General features: G+C 73.7%; 12 protein-coding genes and 2 pseudogenes. 4 read left to right on the top strand and 10 right to left on the bottom strand.

The annotated features are described in order from the left end of the window. From ACH4S8_RS22705 to ACH4S8_RS22695, 3 genes are all read right to left on the bottom strand, one after another. Complete coding sequence (locus tag ACH4S8_RS22705) at window positions 1–438, bottom strand: hypothetical protein (protein ID WP_398396774.1); 438 nt, start codon at window positions 436–438, stop codon at window positions 1–3. Next, on the bottom strand, window positions 435–1904 hold the full coding sequence (locus ACH4S8_RS22700) for an APC family permease (RefSeq protein ID WP_398396772.1): 1470 nt from the start codon (window positions 1902–1904) through the stop codon (window positions 435–437). The genes ACH4S8_RS22705 and ACH4S8_RS22700 overlap by 4 nt, the downstream gene beginning before the upstream one ends. Window positions 1905–2132: 228 nt before the next feature. Next, window positions 2133–3665, bottom strand: a complete 1533-nt coding sequence (locus ACH4S8_RS22695) for a hypothetical protein (protein ID WP_398396770.1) — start codon at window positions 3663–3665, stop codon at window positions 2133–2135. 317 nt (window positions 3666–3982) lie between these two features. Between ACH4S8_RS22695 and ACH4S8_RS22690 the strand changes: the two genes are divergently transcribed. Next, entirely contained in the window at window positions 3983–5266 is a 1284-nt protein-coding gene (locus ACH4S8_RS22690) for a molybdopterin-dependent oxidoreductase (protein WP_398396768.1), read from the top strand. Between the two features lie 349 nt (window positions 5267–5615). Here ACH4S8_RS22690 and ACH4S8_RS22685 read toward each other — a convergent pair whose 3' ends face one another. From ACH4S8_RS22685 to ACH4S8_RS22675, 3 genes and pseudogenes are all read right to left on the bottom strand, one after another. Next, window positions 5616–6593 carry a class I SAM-dependent methyltransferase gene (locus tag ACH4S8_RS22685; protein WP_398396766.1) on the bottom strand — a complete coding sequence of 326 codons (978 nt, stop codon included), beginning with the start codon at window positions 6591–6593 and terminating at the stop codon, window positions 5616–5618. Window positions 6594–7021: 428 nt separating this feature from the next. Beyond that, a pseudogene (locus ACH4S8_RS22680) lies at window positions 7022–7624 on the bottom strand (DUF2064 domain-containing protein); the annotation flags it as partial. 2 nt (window positions 7625–7626) lie between these two features. Next, the gene (locus tag ACH4S8_RS22675) at window positions 7627–8421 is read right to left on the bottom strand and encodes a glycosyltransferase family 2 protein (protein ID WP_398396764.1); all 795 of its coding nucleotides are present in this window, start codon (window positions 8419–8421) and stop codon (window positions 7627–7629) included. Window positions 8422–8728: 307 nt separating this feature from the next. On the opposite strand from ACH4S8_RS22675, the gene ACH4S8_RS22670 reads away from it, so the two are divergent. Further along, window positions 8729–9547, top strand: coding sequence for a response regulator transcription factor (locus ACH4S8_RS22670; RefSeq protein ID WP_398397353.1), 819 nt, complete (start codon window positions 8729–8731; stop codon window positions 9545–9547). Between the two features lie 14 nt (window positions 9548–9561). Further along, a complete protein-coding gene (locus ACH4S8_RS22665; protein ID WP_398397351.1) occupies window positions 9562–10656 on the top strand; it encodes a sensor histidine kinase in 1095 nt (364 codons plus the stop codon). Window positions 10657–11240: 584 nt separating this feature from the next. Here ACH4S8_RS22665 and ACH4S8_RS22660 read toward each other — a convergent pair. The 3 genes and pseudogenes from ACH4S8_RS22660 to ACH4S8_RS22650 form a co-directional block, all read right to left on the bottom strand. Next, window positions 11241–12233: pseudogene (locus tag ACH4S8_RS22660) on the bottom strand (NAD-dependent epimerase/dehydratase family protein); the annotation flags it as partial. A 90-nt stretch (window positions 12234–12323) separates the two neighbouring features. After that, window positions 12324–12668, bottom strand: a complete 345-nt coding sequence (locus tag ACH4S8_RS22655; RefSeq protein WP_398397349.1) for a hypothetical protein — start codon at window positions 12666–12668, stop codon at window positions 12324–12326. A 313-nt stretch (window positions 12669–12981) separates the two neighbouring features. Continuing rightward, window positions 12982–13326: a MerR family transcriptional regulator gene (locus tag ACH4S8_RS22650; RefSeq protein WP_398396762.1), complete on the bottom strand. Its 345-nt coding sequence runs from the start codon at window positions 13324–13326 to the stop codon at window positions 12982–12984. Window positions 13327–13911: 585 nt separating this feature from the next. On the opposite strand from ACH4S8_RS22650, the gene ACH4S8_RS22645 reads away from it, so the two are divergent. Then, a complete protein-coding gene (locus ACH4S8_RS22645) occupies window positions 13912–14565 on the top strand; it encodes a hypothetical protein (RefSeq protein WP_398396760.1) in 654 nt (217 codons plus the stop codon). A 66-nt stretch (window positions 14566–14631) separates the two neighbouring features. Here ACH4S8_RS22645 and ACH4S8_RS22640 read toward each other — a convergent pair whose 3' ends face one another. After that, complete coding sequence (locus ACH4S8_RS22640) at window positions 14632–15297, bottom strand: DUF4142 domain-containing protein (RefSeq protein ID WP_398396758.1); 666 nt, start codon at window positions 15295–15297, stop codon at window positions 14632–14634. Window positions 15298–15586: the final 289 nt, after the last annotated feature.

Raw genomic sequence — 15586 nt, 5'->3', positions numbered from 1 at the left:
TCACCGCCTCACCGTGTCGTCGGTCTTCAGGCTGTCGAGCTTGTCCTTGATCTTGTCCAGCTTCTCCGGGCAGTAGATCTCGATGATCGTGGCCTCCGCCCGGAGCGTCCTGCCGTCACCGATGACGGGCCGCTGTCCGACGAACGCGGCCCCGTTGGACACGTTGATCTTCCACAGCGCCGACTTGAGGGCGCTGGCCGGATCGTCGCAGACCAGACCGCCGTCGGTGCCCAGCAGGCCGGCGATCAACTCGGTGTCGGGGCGCGGGAGTCCGGCCTTCACCGCGGCGTCGGCGAGCTCGTTGGCCTTGCTCACGGCCCTGTTGTTCGTCGTGATGGCCTTGTAGCGCACGAGTCCGGCCACGACGAGACCGAGCAGTACGACGATCGCGCCGTAGTAGATCCACTTGTGCTCGGATGCGAACCGGGTGGGACTCATGCCCCCGCCTCCTCCTCGCGCGCGGCCTGTGTCTGCCAGCTCGGCTTGCGGAACTTCAGGAACGCCCAGGGGATCAGCAGACCGAGGACGCCGAGCCCGCAGCCGATGATGACGACGTACAGCAGGACGCTGTTGCTGCCGAACTGGGAGGGCGGCACGAAGCCGATGACCATGGCCGCGGCCGAGGCCAGGAAACCGACGACGCACACCAGGTTGAGGGCCGGGACGCGGTAGCCGCGCGGGTGGTCGCCCTGGTTCTTCCGCAGCCGGATCGCCGCGACGAACATCAGCAGGTAGACGATGAGGTACACCTGCGTGGTGATCGTCGAGAAGATCCAGTACACGTTGGAGACGTTCGGGATGAAGGCGTAGCCCAGCGCGATCACCGTGGTCACGACGCCCTGGGTCACCAGGATGTTCTGCTGGATGCCGAACCGGTTCAGCTGCTGCAGGTACGGCGGCAGGTAGCCCTCGCTGCGGGAGATCTCCAGCAGGCCCTTGGACGGTCCGGCCAGCCAGGTCAGCATGCCGGCCAGCGACGCGGAGATCAGCATCACCGCCGCGATGGGGGTCATCCAGCCGATGTCGAAGTACGAGAAGAACGCGTCGAACGCCTGCATGACACCGGCGGTGAGGCTGGTCTGGTCGGCGGGCACCACCCAGCTGATGGCCAGCGCGGGCAGGATGAAGATCAGCAGCACCAGGCCCATCGCCAGGAACATCGACTTCGGGTATTCCTTCGCCGGGTCCTTCAGCGACGACACGTGGACGGCGTTCATCTCCATGCCGGAGTACGAGAGGAAGTTGTTGACGATCAGGACGAGGCTGGCCAGGCCCGTCCACTCCGGCAGCAGATGGCTGGCCGTCATGGGCGCCGCCGAGGGGTTGCCCTGGGCCAGGAAGACCATGCCGAGCACGACGAGGATCGTGCCGGGCACCAGGGTGCCGATGACCAGGCCCCAGCTGGACAGCCCGGCCAGGGCCTTGGTGCCGCGCGAGGAGACCCAGACGCCGGTCCAGTACAGGACCACGATGACGATCGCGGTGTAGAGGCCGCTGGAGGCCAGGGCCGGGTCGATGATGTACGCGATGGTGCTCGCCACGAAGGCCAGCAGGCTCGGGTAGTAGAAGATCGTCATCGCGAACTGGCACCACACGGCGAGGAATCCGAGCGGCTTCGAGAGTCCCTCGCTCACCCAGCGGTAGACACCGCCGTTCCAGCCCGAGGCCAGCTCCGCCGAGACCAGGGCGGTCGGCAGGAGGAACACGATCGCCGGAACCAGGTAGAGGAAGACGCAGGCCAGCCCGTACACCGCCATCGTGGGGGCGGCCCGCAGGCTCGCGACCGAGGCGGTCGTCATGAGGGCCAGGGTCAGCCAGGTGAGCCGGGGGGCCGCCGGGACCGCCGCCCGCGTGGCCTGCGCCGCCGGCCGGGGCGCGTCCGCGGGCATGTCCATCGAGCTCATCGGACCCCTCCTTGTTCACGCGTCGAAAGCGGTGGGGCCAGCCTCCGTCCGAGTGAGCGGGGGCGCGCGGCAGGTGACCCGTCCGGGTGAGCCCCGCCACCGGCCGGCTCCGCCGCTCGACGCCCCACCGGGGCGGCCGCCGATCCCGTCCGGCGAACGCCGAACCCTGAAGCACGGCACCGGTTCACCGACGGGCCGGCCCCGGAGCATCCGGGGCCGACCCCGCGGTCACCAGCCCGTCAGCAGCAGGTGGTTGAGGAGGAGGGCCGTCGCCGCCTGGGCGATGAGCCAGGCCCGGGGACGGGGGAGGAACGCCCCGGCCGGGAGCAGCCACATCGCGAACGGCAGCCAGATGCGCTCGGTCTCCGCCTTGCTCATGCCGGAGAGATCGGCGACGAGCAGGGCCAGCAGCGCGGCGACGACGAGGACGGCGAGACGCGGGGCGGTGCCGTGCGCGGGAACCGCGGAGTTCCCGCGGGCCGGGGCCGCGGAGCTCTCGCGCGCGGGGACCGCGGAGTCCTCGTCGCAGGAGGCCGCGGATTCCTCGCCGACGGGGGCCGCCGGCTTCGGCGCGGGAGTCCCGGCCGCCGGTGCGGCCGTTGCCCGGAGCCGTACCGGCGCCGCTCCCGTCCGCACGGCCGCCGCCGCGATCCCCGCGGCCGCCGCTCCCGCCCGGCGCAGTCCCGCCACGGTGGCCGGTCCCGCGATCAGCACCGTGCAGGCGAGATTCGCCCAGACCCAGTAGCCGTACGGCCGTACACCGCCCGCCCCTTGGTAGTAACGGGTCACCAACAGGCGGTACGCCTCCCACCAGTCGAAGCCGAGCAGGGTGAACACCGTGGGTACGACGGCGAGTCCGGCCAGGGCGTACGGGAGCGGGCGGGTCACGGAGCGGCGGCCGAGCAGCAGGACGGCGCAGGCGATCACACAGACCAGGGTCAGGCCGTACGACAGGTACGCGGTGAGGCCGAGGAGGAGACCGGAGGCGAGGCCGGCCGTCCGCGGCCGGTGGCCCGTGACCGCGAGGGCGAGCAGGGCCAGGGCCCAGGCGGCGACGGCCGCGAAGTAGCCGTCCGCCGAGGTGCCCATCCACACGGCCGCCGGGGCGAGGGCGAGGAAGGGGGCCGCGCGCCGCGCGAGGTCCTCCCCGGCCAGGACGCGCACGGTGACGAGGACCGCCACCCCGGCCGTCGCGCCGACGGTGATGCACCAGACGCCCGCCCAGGCCCCGCCGCCCAGTCCGATCCGGTCGAGGAGGACGAAGGTGAGGGTGGCGGCCGGCGGGTGGCCGGCGATGTGCGCGGGCCAGTGGCCGGGTGAGTGCAGCAGGATGTGGTGGGTGAAGTCCCGCAGGGCGGCGGGGATGTCGTGGAAGCGGTTGACCGGCGTGATGACCTGGAGGTATTCGTACCGCGTGGTGAGGCGCCGGGCCACGCCCCGCTCCCAGCCGTCGATCAGCGCGAGAGAGAACGTCCACACCGTCGTCGTGCCCCATACGGCGGACAGCAGCCGTCGCCAGGGCAGCCGGGCGGCGAGCAGAGGTCCGTACGCCACCACGGCGACCGCGACGGCGACCGCGGCCGGGGTGCCGGGGCCGGTGTGCGGCCCCCAGTGCCCGTACAGCGGAGCGGCGCTGACGAACAGCGTGCCGTCGCGGTGCTCGACGACGTAGCCGACGACCGCCGCCGTCAGCACGAGCAGCGCACCGGCCAGGGCGGCCGCCAGATCGCGCCGCACGGCCCGGGGCCGTGCGCTCAGCAACGAGCGCGAGAGGCCCGGGGATCCGGCCCGGGACCGGGCCCGGGACAGCACCGGTGACAGGCCCCGGCGAAGTGCCCGGGAAGGAGTCGTGCGGGAAGACGAGCGGGAAGACGTGGGGGGATCCGGTGGGGGATCCCCTGCACGGGCCCGGGAAGGGGCTTCGGGGCGGTCGGGGATCAGCTCGCGGGGGAGTTCGCGGTTCACCCTCGCACGCTAGGCCGGAAGGCTCCCGTGAAGGGGGCCACCGAGGTGGACGTCAGAGTTTCGTCATGGTTTGAGAACCCGTTCGGAGGGTGCCCCGGGCCTACGGTCGGGGCATGCCACGGTCTCCCTCGTCCCCCGCGTTCTGGCGCAGCCCGCTGCGCGGCCCCTGGTTCACCTCCGTGCTCGGCGTGGTGCTGCTCGGCGGCATCACGGTGCTGTTCGTGACGGGGCTCCTGTCGTACGCGGCCTACAACCCGGACCTCTCGCCGGTGAACGACAAGACCCCCGACAAGGGGATCCTCGGGTTCTACCTCTTCTCCTGGCCCACCGGTCCGGTCTGGCTGTACCGCCTCACCCAGGGCGTCCACGTCACGCTCGGCCTCGCGCTGATTCCCGTCCTGCTGGCGAAACTGTGGTCGGTCGTGCCGAAACTGTTCGCGCTGCCGCCGGCCCGCTCGCTCGCGCACGCCCTGGAACGGCTCTCGCTGCTGCTCCTGGTCGGAGGCGCGCTCTTCGAGTTCACCACCGGCGTGCTGAACATCCAGCTCGACTACGTCTTCCCCGGCTCCTTCTACACCCTGCACTTCTACGGAGCCTGGGTGTTCATCGCCGCGTTCGTGGCGCACGCGGTGCTGCGGACGCCGACGGCCGTGCGCAACCTGCGCCGCATCCGCACTCCCGGCGCGCGGCCCGGGCCGACGGTCGCGTCGCCCGGCGCGGGTGAACCGGCACGGCCCGAGGACGAGCTGGTGTCCCCGGACCCGCTGCCGCCCACCGTCTCGCGGCGCGGGGCCCTCGGGTTCGTCGGAGGCGGTTCCCTGCTCCTGGCCGCCACCACGGCGGGCCACAGCTTCGACGGGCCGCTGCGCGACACGGCGCTGCTGGCACCGCACGGCGGCGCCGAACCCGGCTCGGGACCCAACGGATTCCAGATCAACAAGACCGCCGCGGCACGGGGAATCACCGCCGTGGAGACCAGCGACGAGGTCTGGCGCCTGATCGTCACGGGGAAGGGCCGGACGGTCCGGCTGAGCCGCGCCGAACTCGAGGAACTCCCCTTGCACAGCTCCGCGTTGCCCATCGCCTGTGTGGAGGGCTGGTCGACGTCCGACCAGTGGTGGCGGGGGGTTCGGCTGCGGGACCTGGCGGGGCTCGTCGGCTACGAGGGGGACGCAGCCCCCGACGTGCTCGTGGAGTCGTTGCAGCGGCACGGGGCGTTCCGGATGGCCGCCCTGCGCGACAACCAGGTGCGCGACCCGCGTTCGCTGCTCGCCCTGTCCGTCAACGGCGAGGACCTCTCCCCCGATCACGGCTACCCGGCGCGGATCATCGTTCCGGCCGCGCCCGGGGTGCTGAACACCAAATGGGTGGCCCGGATGACGTTTGGAGACCTGTGATGCGACGTCTTGAACCGAGAGGGGCCAAAGTGCCTGCGACCTGGCGGGACCGGATCGGCAGCCCTCTCCAACTCCTCCTGCTGGCCTGCTCGTTCGCGCTGGCCGCCTACGCGGGGGTGCGGCTGCTGTCGGCCGAGTGGTCCCGGGTGGCGCTCTGGTTCGTGGGCGCGGCGGTGCTGCACGACCTGGTGCTGGTGCCGTTGTACGCGGGTGCGGACCGGGCCGTCTCGAAGGCGCTGGACGCGAGCGGCCACCGGGACCGGACGATGTACGTCCGTGTTCCGGCGGCCCTCTCCGGTCTGCTGCTGCTGGTGTGGTTCCCGCTGATCAGCGGGCAGGTCGCCGACCACTACCGGTCGGCGACCGCCCTGCCGGCCGACGGCTTTTCGGCCCGCTGGCTGCTGATCACGGCGGCCCTGTTCGCCGGGTCCGCGCTGCTGCTCGTCCTGCGGTCCCTCCGGGCGTCCCGCGGCGGTCCCTTGCGCAGGGCGACGAAGGAACGTCCGCCCGCCGCCCACTGAGCGTCGGTGCGCCATCCGGCGCGTGCCGCGTGCCGGAGCAGGGCGGGGGTTCCGAGCCGGGCCCAGGGAAAGGCGGCCCGGTCGCCGGACGCGCCCCGGTCCCCGCCCCCGCCCCCGCCTCTGCCGCCGGTCGTGTGCCCGGCCGCACCGGCCATGCCGATGTCGTCGCTCTCGTCGCTCTCGTCGTCGTGGGCGGTGCTGACGATACGGACGTCGACGCGTTCGTCGACGTCCGCGCCCGCCACGGTCTCGGCGATCAACAGGCCTCCCGGGGCCAGCAGTTCGGCCGTACGGCGCAGGAGTGCCGCCGGGTCTCCGCCGATGCCGATGTTGCCGTCGACGAGGAGGACGGTGCCCCAGCGGCCCTCGCCGGGCAGGGGCTCGAAGACCGACCGGTGCAGCGCCTGGCCGCCGAGCCGTGCCGTGTGGGCCACGGCGGCCTCGCTGACGTCGATGCCGAGTGCGGGCCTTCCCCGTGCCGCGAGTTCCGCGACCAGGCGGCCGGGCCCGCACCCCACGTCGAGCACGGCACCCTCGCAGCGCGCCAGCACCTGCAGGTCGACCGCGTCGGCGCGGGCGCACCAGCGTTCCACCTCCAGCGGGAGCAGCCAGCCGTCCGTCCGCCGCAGGAACAGCGGCCCCCGGCCGGCGCCCAGCGCGTCGGCGTAGGGATCGGCGGCCCACGCGTGCGCGGCGCGCCCGGGCAGGGCCTCCGTACGGGTGCCGCCGCCGGGTCCGCCCGTATCCCGCGCGGCCGTTGCCCGCGCGGCCCTTTCCTGCGCGGCCGTTCCCCGTGCGCCGCTCATCGCCCCGCACCTCGCCGCCCGGCGTCCGGGCCGGCGTTCGGGCCGTCCGGCCCCGTGCCGGCCCGGGCGGCCCGGACGGCCTTGAGCCCGGCGACGAACCCGGAGTCCTGCCCGGTTCCGTGTCCGGTGTCCTGGCCCGGCACCGTCCCGGCGCTCCGCGCGGAATCCGGCTGCCGGGCGGGACCGGGTTCCTGCCCGGGGACGGCAGGGGGCACCCGGCCCGGGACCGGACGGGGTTCCTGGTCCGGGGCGGTGGGGGGTTCCTGTTCCGGGACCGGGCGTGTTTCCTGGTCCGGGGCGGTGGGGGGTTCCTGTTCCGGGACCGGGCGTGTTTCCTGGTCCGGGGCGGTGGGGGGTTCCTGTTCTGGGGCCGGACCGGGTGTCCGGTCCGGCGTGTGCCGGTGCGTCCGGCCGGTGCTCGTGGCGGCCGCCGGCGTGAGCCGGTCCAGTTCCGCCGCGAAGACGCTCGCGGGCGCCGCCGTCGCGACCGCTCTCGCGTCCGCGGCCGTGTCCACGTCCCGCAGACGGGGCAGGTCCCGCACCCTCAGTCCGGCGCCGACGAGCCGGTCCCGTTGCACGGCGCCCGTCGTGTGCGCCGACATCGGCACCCCGCGCAGCAGTTCCGGGTCGGGTTCGGCGAGACCCAGCGACCAGAAGCCGCCGTCCTCGGCGGGCCCGAAGTACGCGTCGCAGTCCGCGAAGTCCACCGTGAGCAGGGCCGGTGTCACCTGAGGCGTGTCCATGCCGATGAGCAGGGCGGGCCCGTCGCAGCCCGCGAACGCCGCGGCCAGCCGCTCGTCCAGGCCGCCGCCGCACTGCCGTACGACGTCGAAACCCGCCGGGAGCCAGGGACCGGGCGTCCCGTCGAGCACGAGGACCCGGCGCCGTGCGGGTGCCGCGGCGACCGCGCGCAGGGTGTCCACGAGTGCCGCCTCGGCCAGCGTCGCCGCTTCCTGGGGGGTGAACGGCGGTGTGAGCCGGGTCTTGACCCGTCCGGGGCGCGGTTCCTTGGCGATGACGAGCAGGGTGATGCTCACCGGACGGTTCCTCCTCGGGACGGTGCGAGAGCCGACTCCCCGGCCCCGGCCGCGGCCGGGGCCGGGACCTGGGTTCCGGTCCCCGCCACCGCCCGGGCGGGCGAGGGCGGTTCGGCCAGGACGCGGCGCATGTCCCGAACCGCCTGCCAGGTGCCGCGCCAGGTGCCGGTGACCTTGGAGACGCCGGTGCGGGCCAGGTACGGCACGTCGTGTTCGGTGACGCGCCAGCCGGCGTCGGCGGCGCGGACGACCATCTGCAGCGGGTAGCCGCTGCGCCGGTCGGTGAGGCCGAGGCCGAGCAGCGCCTCACGACGGGCCGCGCGCAGCGGACCGAGGTCGCGCAGACGCAGACCGGTGCGGCGCCGGAGCATCCGGGCCAGCGCGACGTTGCCCGCACGGGCGTGTGCGGGCCAGGCGCCGCGCCCCCGCGGCCTGCGCCGCCCGAGGACGAGGTCGGCCTCGCCGGCCCGGACCTCGGCGACGAACGGCAGGAGCAGGGCCGGATCGAGGGAACCGTCGCAGTCGCAGAAGCAGACGATGTCCGCGGTGGCGGCGGTCAGTCCGGCGTGGCAGGCGGCGCCGAACCCGCGGCGCTCCTCGCGTACGACGGTGGCGCCGAGTGCGCGGGCGAGTTCCGCCGAGCCGTCCGTGGAACCGTTGTCCACCACCAGGGCGCGCCAGCCGGACGGGATCCGGGAGAGCACCCAGGGCAGGGCGCCCGCCTCGTTCAGGCAGGGGAGGACCAGGTCGACGTCCGGGTCCGGTACGGGAAAGGTCGTCACGGGCTTCACCTTACGAACACGAAAGGGAAATAACGGACTTCGGCTCCTTACGAAACTCGGACGTCGGTGCCGGGGCGCCGCGCGGGACCCGGCCGGGTGGGACGCTGGATCCATGCATCGAGCGCACGAATCCCCAGGTGCCGGACCTGCCCCGAGCGCGAACGGGGGCCCGGGACCCGCTCCGGAACCGGACCCGGGGACGGCTTCGGACCTTCACCCGGGTCCCGCCGCGCCGCCTCCCCGGGAACCCGCCGCGCATTCCCTCCCGGCGTCCGTGCCGAACTCCCTCCCGGCCTCCGCCGGAGGCCCGCGGCCGGTGCCCGCTCCGGGCCTTCCCGGAGAGACCGCGGCGTCCCCTCGTGAGGCGGTCACCCGGGTGCTCGTCGTGGACGACGACCCGACCGTGGCCGAGGTCGTCTCCGGGTACCTCGGCCGCGCGGGACATCTCGTGGACCGGGCCGCGGACGGCGTCGCCGCGCTCGCGTGTGCCGCCGCGCACCGGCCCGACCTGGTGGTGCTCGACCTGATGCTGCCGGGCATGGACGGCCTGGAGGTGTGCCGCCGGCTGCGCGCCCAGGGCCCCGTTCCGGTCATCATGCTCACCGCGCGCGGCGACGAGGACGACCGGATCCTCGGCCTGGAGGTCGGGGCCGACGACTACGTCACCAAGCCGTTCAGCCCGCGGGAACTGGTCCTGCGGGTCGAGTCCGTGCTGCGCAGGACCCGGCCGGTGGCCGCCGCCCGCCCGCTGCGCGCCGCCGGTCTCGCGGTCGACCCGTCGGCCCGCCGCGCCACCAAGGACGGCGCCGAACTCGCCCTCACCCTGCGTGAGTTCGACCTTCTCGCCTTCTTCCTCCGCAACCCCGGCCGGGCGTACGCCCGCGAGGACCTGATGCGCGAGGTGTGGGGCTGGGACTTCGGCGACCTGTCGACGGTCACCGTCCACGTACGCCGGCTGCGCGGCAAGGTGGAGGACGACCCCGCACGGCCCCGGCTGATCCAGACGGTGTGGGGCGTGGGCTACCGCTTCGACGACACGGAGGCGGCGGGCCGGTCCGCCGGGGCCGGACAGAGCCGCTTCGTGCCCGGGGCCGGACAGAGCCGCTTCGTGCCCGAAGGAGAGGCCCGATCGTGAACGACATACTGGTCATGGCCCTGTTCGCCTTCCTGGGCGCCGCCGCGGCCGGCCTGCTCGGCGCCGGCGCGCTCCGGCTGCTGCGGCGCCGCTCGCTCACCGCGTCCGTCGCCGTCGTCGCGGCCGTGGCCGTGGGCGCGATGCTCGCGGGAACGCTGGCGGTGGCGTGGGCGATGTTCCTGTCCCCGCACGACCTGAGCGTGGTCACGACGGTCGTCGCCATGGCGGCCGTCGTTTCCCTGGCCACCGCGCTGCTGCTGGGCCGCCGGGTCGTCGCCCGCAGCCGGGCGCTGACCCTGGCAGCCCGTTCCTTCGGCGACGGCGGGGACTTCGCCGCCCCCGACGGACCGGCGACCGCCGAACTGTCCGCGCTCAGCCGGGAGCTGGAGGCCACCAGCCGCAGACTGGCCGAGTCGCGCGAACGCGAACGGGCCCTGGAGACCTCACGCCGCGAACTCGTCGCCTGGATCTCGCACGACCTGCGCACCCCGCTGGCCGGGCTGCGCGCGATGTCCGAGGCGCTGGAGGACGGTGTGGCGGCGGACCCGGACCGCTATCTGCGCCAGATCCGTACGGAGGTCGAACGCCTCAACGGCATGGTCGGCGACCTCTTCGAACTCTCCAGGATCCACGCGGGCGCCCTCGCCCTCTCCCCCTCCCGCGTCTCCGTGTACGACCTCGTCGGTGACGCCCTCGCGGGCGCGGACCCGCTGGCCCGTGAGCACGGAGTGCGTCTGGTCGGGAGCCGTATCGAGCAGGTGCCGGTCGAGGTGGACGGCAAGGAGATGAGCCGCGTGCTCGGCAACCTCCTCGTCAACGCGATCCGCCGTACGCCCGCCGACGGCACGGTCGCGGTCGCCGCCGAACGCTCCGCCGCGGGCGTCGTCCTGTCCGTCACCGATGGCTGCGGAGGCATCCCGGAGGAGGACCTGCCGAGGGTCTTCGACACCGGCTGGCGCGGTACCCACGCCCGTACGCCGCCCGCCGGAGCGGGCCTCGGCCTCGCCATCGTCCGCGGCATCGTGGAGGCCCACCGGGGCGTGGCCGCCGTCCACAACGTCCCCGGCGGCTGCCGCTTCGAGGTCACCCTCCCGACAGCGGGGGCGTGAACGGCACCGAGGCCCCCGGGCCGGTGGTGCCGGGGTGTCCTGGCAGCGGACGCCAGGGTTCCCCGGGTCGGGGCTGCCAGAGCCCCCTTGGCCAGGGGACGCCAAGGTTCCCTGGGTCGGGGCTGCCAGGGCCCTCGGACCGGGACCGCAAGGGTTTCCTGGGCCGGGGTCGCCCGGGTCGGTGGTGCCGGGTCTTCCGGGCCGGGACCGGCGGGGTCCGCTAGGGCCTGTCGTCACATTCCCGTCGTCGCCCGGAGGGCGGCCTCGCGGCGTCTGGTGCGTGCTCTCGGCGTGCCGGGTGGAAGCCCTCGTACTGGACGTACTTGGGCTTTCGCCCGGTGCGGCGAGTGGGGGCCCCTGCTCGAAGAGCTCGGGGGAGCGTGCCAGGCGTTGCGGGGCAGACGGGAATGTGACGACAGGCCCTAGGCCGGGGGTGCCGGGGTCTTCCGGGTCGGGGACGCCAGGGCGGCCTGGGCCGGGGGCACCGCGGTCTCCTGAGCCGGGACCGCCGAGGTCGCCCGGGCCGGTGTGTGCGCGTCGGCGGCGGCCGGGGCCGGTGTCGGCGCCGGCCGCCGGATCGTTCGTTCCCCGCCCAGCGGCGCCGCCGCGAACTCCCGCATTCCCTCGGCGAATCCGATCTCCGCCCGCCATCCCAGCCCGGCCCGCAGCCGGGCCGAGTCGGCGGTGATGTGCCGTACGTCGCCCAGCCGGTACTCCCCGGTCACGACCGGATCGGGCCCGCCGTACGCCTCCGACAGCGCCCACGCCATCTCGCCGACCGTACGGACCTCACCGCTGCCGGTGTTGTAGACCGTGAGCGACCCGTCCGGTGGACTCGCCTCCAGCGCGGCCACGTTGGCGGCGGCCACGTCCGACACATGGACGAAGTCCCGCCGTTGTCCGCCGTCCTCGAAGACGCGCGGTGCCTCGCCGCGGGCGAGCGCGGACCGGAAGAAGGAGGCGACGCCCGCGTACGGGGTGTCGCGGGGCATTCCGGGGCCGTAGACGTTGTGATAGCGGAGCGACACCGCGGTGCCGCCGACCGAACGCGCCCATGCCGCCGCGAGGTGCTCCTGGGCCAGCTTGGTCGTCGCGTACACGTTGCGCGGGTCGACGGGCGCGTCCTCGCCCACCAGGCCGGGCGTCAGTTCCGCACCGCAGCGCGGACACCGCGGTTCGAAGCGTCCGGCCTCCAGATCGGCGACGGCCCGCGGACCCGGCCGCACCACCCCGTGCCGCTCGCACGCGTACCGCCCCTCCCCGTACACGACCATCGATCCGGCGAGCACGAGCCGCCGCACGCCCGCGTCCGCCATCCGGGCGAGCAGCACGGCCGTGCCGAGGTCGTTGCGCGACACGTATTCCACCGCGTCGGCGAACCCGGTGCCGAGGCCCACCATCGCGGCCTGATGGCACACGGCGTCCACACCGTCCAGCGCGGCCGCGACGGCCCGGGCGTCCCGCACGTCGTCCTCGTGCCGCAGGTCGAACACGACCGCCTCGTGCCCCCGCGCGCGCAGCGCCGCGACGACCCGACCTCCGATGAACCCGGCTCCGCCGGTGACCAGTACACGCATGGGACGCACGCTAGAACCGCCGCACCGTCCGGCGGCATCACCACGCCCGCCATGTCACCGCACCGTAAGACCCGGGGCGGTGTCGCGTGTTCACATGCGCAGCAGCCGCTGGGTGATCTCGCGGTACTGCCGCAGCGCGTGGCGCAGTTCCTCGCCCTGGGTCTCGGGGTCCTGGCCGTGCCAGCCCTCGTGGAGCGCGCGACGGCGTTCCGTGAGGGCGCTCATGAGCTGGGCCGCGGCCTCGTCGAACGCGGTCTCGGCCTCTTCCAGCGCCTCGAGCGGGCTGTGCGCGAACGTGTTGAGCGCGTGGTGGAGTTGCTGGGTGACACGGGCGCGTTCGTCCGCCCCGAGCAGTGGTTCCGGGCCCGGCACCCGGCGCCCGGCTGAACCGGGCTGCCTGTCCGGGGGCTGCTGGGCGCGTGACTGGTCGTACATCATCGTGTGCCACTTCCTGTGCGTCGTACCGGCCGGGCGCGCAGGGCGATCCGGTGGCGACGACCGGTGGTGCCGATCGGGGGTGCCGATCGGGCGGGGCGTTCCGGAAGGGCGTCACCGTGGTGATCACGGCCGCCACGGGCACCGGAGGAATGGGCTGTACACCGTCTGTCAGTCAACGCTGGGCGACCCCTCGTGTCAACGTGATCCCGGCCGGGGCACGGACGCACACGGCCCACGCGTGCCGATCGGGGGTGACGGCCGGGGACGCGGGTTCGCGCGGGCGGGACGGCCGGTCCGGCCGCGGGCGCGGTCAGCCGGCGTCGGCTCCCTCCGGCGCCGCCTGCGCGGCGCGCCGGTACTCGGCGTTGATGCGCTGGGCTTCCTCGAGCTGGTCCTCGAGGATGACGATGCGGCAAGCGGCCTCGATCGGGGTCCCCCGGTCGACGAGTTCCCGCGCGCGGGCGGCGATCCTCAGCTGGTAGCGGGAGTAGCGGCGGTGGCCGCCCTCCGAGCGGAGCGGAGTGATCAGCCGGGCTTCACCGATGGCCCGGAGGAAGCCGGGTGTGGTGCCGAGCATCTCGGCGGCCCTGCCCATCGTGTACGCGGGATAGTCGTCGTCGTCGAGACGACCACCGAGTGGAGTGTCCGCTGTCATTTCACCTCGTCGTGGCACGCGTCGAGGGGCCCCGTTGCCGTACGGCACCAGGGCCCCGAAGGAGATTGAACACCATCTGCCGGCTCCGTTGCGGAGCCGACCTTCTGTTTCCGCTACCGGGCCCGACTGCGGGGCGGGTGAGCGGGGATCGTGTGTGCCGTGACCGGGAACCACCGTCCATTCCGGGTTCTTGCGTACCCGGCCGTGATGCTCCGGGGCCGGGCGATCCTGATGGCGTCTGCTTCCTCCGTTCTTGGCTCGGAGTCGATCTCTCGCCGGACCGGGAGTGAACTCCACCGAGCCGACGAGGTCTGTACAAGAAACCCTAATCATGCCGACGCTCGATGTCTACCGTGACAAAGATAGATTTCGCGACGCACCGGAATCAGATTTTCTGCGCCGCGCAGCGATCCTCGCGACGATCGTCGGAAGGGGCGACGCGGTGGGCGACGGGCGGCCGGCGTCGCGGGCGCCGGCCGGAATTCCGGATGCGGAATCGAGACCATCCCGCATCCTTCAACCTGCAACTATCGGGCGGCCCCGAGCTGTCTGTGGGGCAAAGTCGTCGAGAGCAAGCGAGGAGACATGTCCGGTCTCAGACGTACGTCGGTGCTGGTGCTGGTGCTGGTGCTGGTGCTGGCCGGCGGGATCATGTTGCTGACGGGGTGTCAGGACACGGTGGGCACAGGCTCCGCCGCGGGCACCGGCCCGTCCTCCGCGAACTCCGCGAACTCCTCGGCCCCGGCGGCCGTGGGGACGTCCGCCCCGGCCACATCCCCCTCGGCGGGCCCCGCCGGCACCTCCACGCCGTCGCGCGGCCCGGCCACCGGCTCACCGGACGGGGCTTCCGCCCCGGCGGGCCGTTCGGCCACGCCCCTCGCGGGCTGCCGCAACCTGGCGGCCGGCGACGGGGTGAAGGCCGAGGTGACCCGGGTGTACCGGCACGACGTCACCCACTTCGAGCACATCGGACCGGTGCCGCACCTGTTCTTCTACGGTCGCTGCGGCACCGTCCGCTACGCCGCCACCCGCTTCCAGCCCGTCGCGGGTGCCACCCAGGCGGAACTCGTGGGCATGCAGGACGAGGGCAGTGTCACCAAGTACTTCCGGGACACGGGCGCCGGCTGGGTCTACGTCGCGACCGACGGCCTCCCGCCGGGTCCGCACGGCTGCGGCGACATCCCGGAGATCCCCCACGCCCTGGCCACCGCCTGGGGGAACTGCTCGATCGCCCGCTGAACCGTCCGCCGCGCCCTCGGACACGCACGTCCGCCGCGCCCCGACGGTGCGGGGCGCGGCCGGTGCTCACGACGCGGCCGGCGCCGGAACCTGCGTCGGTGCCGCGGCCGGAGAGGCCGTCGCGTCGTGCGCGACGGTGCCGAAGTCGACGTATCCGGTCTTCTCCAGCGCGGAGAGGTGGGCCAGCTCGGTCCGGTTGGTGACCGTGGCCAGATCCCGTATCAGCGTGTTGCGGGTGGTGCTGCGCACCTGCGCGAGCTGCTGGAAGATCCTGCCGTGCTCCTCGCGCAGCAGGTTCGCGAACTCCCGCCGGTACGCGTCGCCCTGGGCCGCCGTCAGCTGCGCGAGCCAGCCCTGCTGCTCCGCGGTCGGCTGGGTCGGCAGCGTGATGGCGAGCTTGGCCGCCACGGTGCGTACGCGCTTGTCGAGATCGGTGTGGCCGGTCACCAGCTCGTCGCCCGCCTCCTTGACGGCCTGTGTGGGGGCCCGGTCGGCCGCCTGCCGGCCCGCGGAGATCTCCCACAGCCCGTCCACCTCGACCTGTGCCACGAGGTCGCGGTCGGCCGTGCTCAGCGGTCCCCACGGTGTGTTCACCACGGGGCCGGGGTCGGCGACGGCGGCCTTCACCGCGTCGAAACGGTGGGGGTAGGAGTAGAAGACCGGGTACGCGAGTGAGCCGATCGTGGCGCCGATCGCCAGCACCAGCAAGATCGTGACGAAGCTGCGCCGCAACTGAGCCTCCCTGAGGACCGGCTGTTCATCGGCAACCTTCACCAGGCCGGTGCGGTCCGTACCGGCAGGAGCCGTTCTTGGCGCGTACCGAGTGCTCCGGCCCCTTTCCCGCACGGGGGGAACGGGAGTCGTGTGGGCGGGGGCACCCGGCCGCCCGGCCAGAAGATCACTTCGCCGCCCCGGGCCGATAGGGCCGAACGGCCCAAGGAACCTGGGCCGGAGGGACACCCGGGCGACCACCCGTCCGGGTGGTCCCCGCCCCCCTTCCGTCCGCTCCGCCCTCGCCTCA

Source organism: Streptomyces sp. NPDC021080 (assembly GCF_044333225.1).
GTDB lineage: Bacteria > Actinomycetota > Actinomycetes > Streptomycetales > Streptomycetaceae > Streptomyces.
The sequence above is the reverse complement of the archived record's forward strand: the minus strand, read 5'-3'. Positions and strand labels throughout refer to the sequence as shown.

What these genes read in the sequence shown, in the direction of transcription:
- ACH4S8_RS22705 (WP_398396774.1), bottom strand. Translation starts at nt 438, where the DNA reads ATGAGTCCCACCCGGTTCGCATCCGAGCACAAGTGGATCTACTACGGC.
- ACH4S8_RS22700 (WP_398396772.1), bottom strand. Translation starts at nt 1,904, where the DNA reads ATGAGCTCGATGGACATGCCCGCGGACGCGCCCCGGCCGGCGGCGCAG.
- ACH4S8_RS22690 (WP_398396768.1), top strand. Translation starts at nt 3,983, where the DNA reads ATGCCACGGTCTCCCTCGTCCCCCGCGTTCTGGCGCAGCCCGCTGCGC.
- ACH4S8_RS22685 (WP_398396766.1), bottom strand. Translation starts at nt 6,593, where the DNA reads ATGAGCGGCGCACGGGGAACGGCCGCGCAGGAAAGGGCCGCGCGGGCA.
- ACH4S8_RS22665 (WP_398397351.1), top strand. Translation starts at nt 9,562, where the DNA reads ATGGCCCTGTTCGCCTTCCTGGGCGCCGCCGCGGCCGGCCTGCTCGGC.
- ACH4S8_RS22655 (WP_398397349.1), bottom strand. Translation starts at nt 12,668, where the DNA reads ATGTACGACCAGTCACGCGCCCAGCAGCCCCCGGACAGGCAGCCCGGT.
- ACH4S8_RS22650 (WP_398396762.1), bottom strand. Translation starts at nt 13,326, where the DNA reads ATGACAGCGGACACTCCACTCGGTGGTCGTCTCGACGACGACGACTAT.
- ACH4S8_RS22645 (WP_398396760.1), top strand. Translation starts at nt 13,912, where the DNA reads ATGTCCGGTCTCAGACGTACGTCGGTGCTGGTGCTGGTGCTGGTGCTG.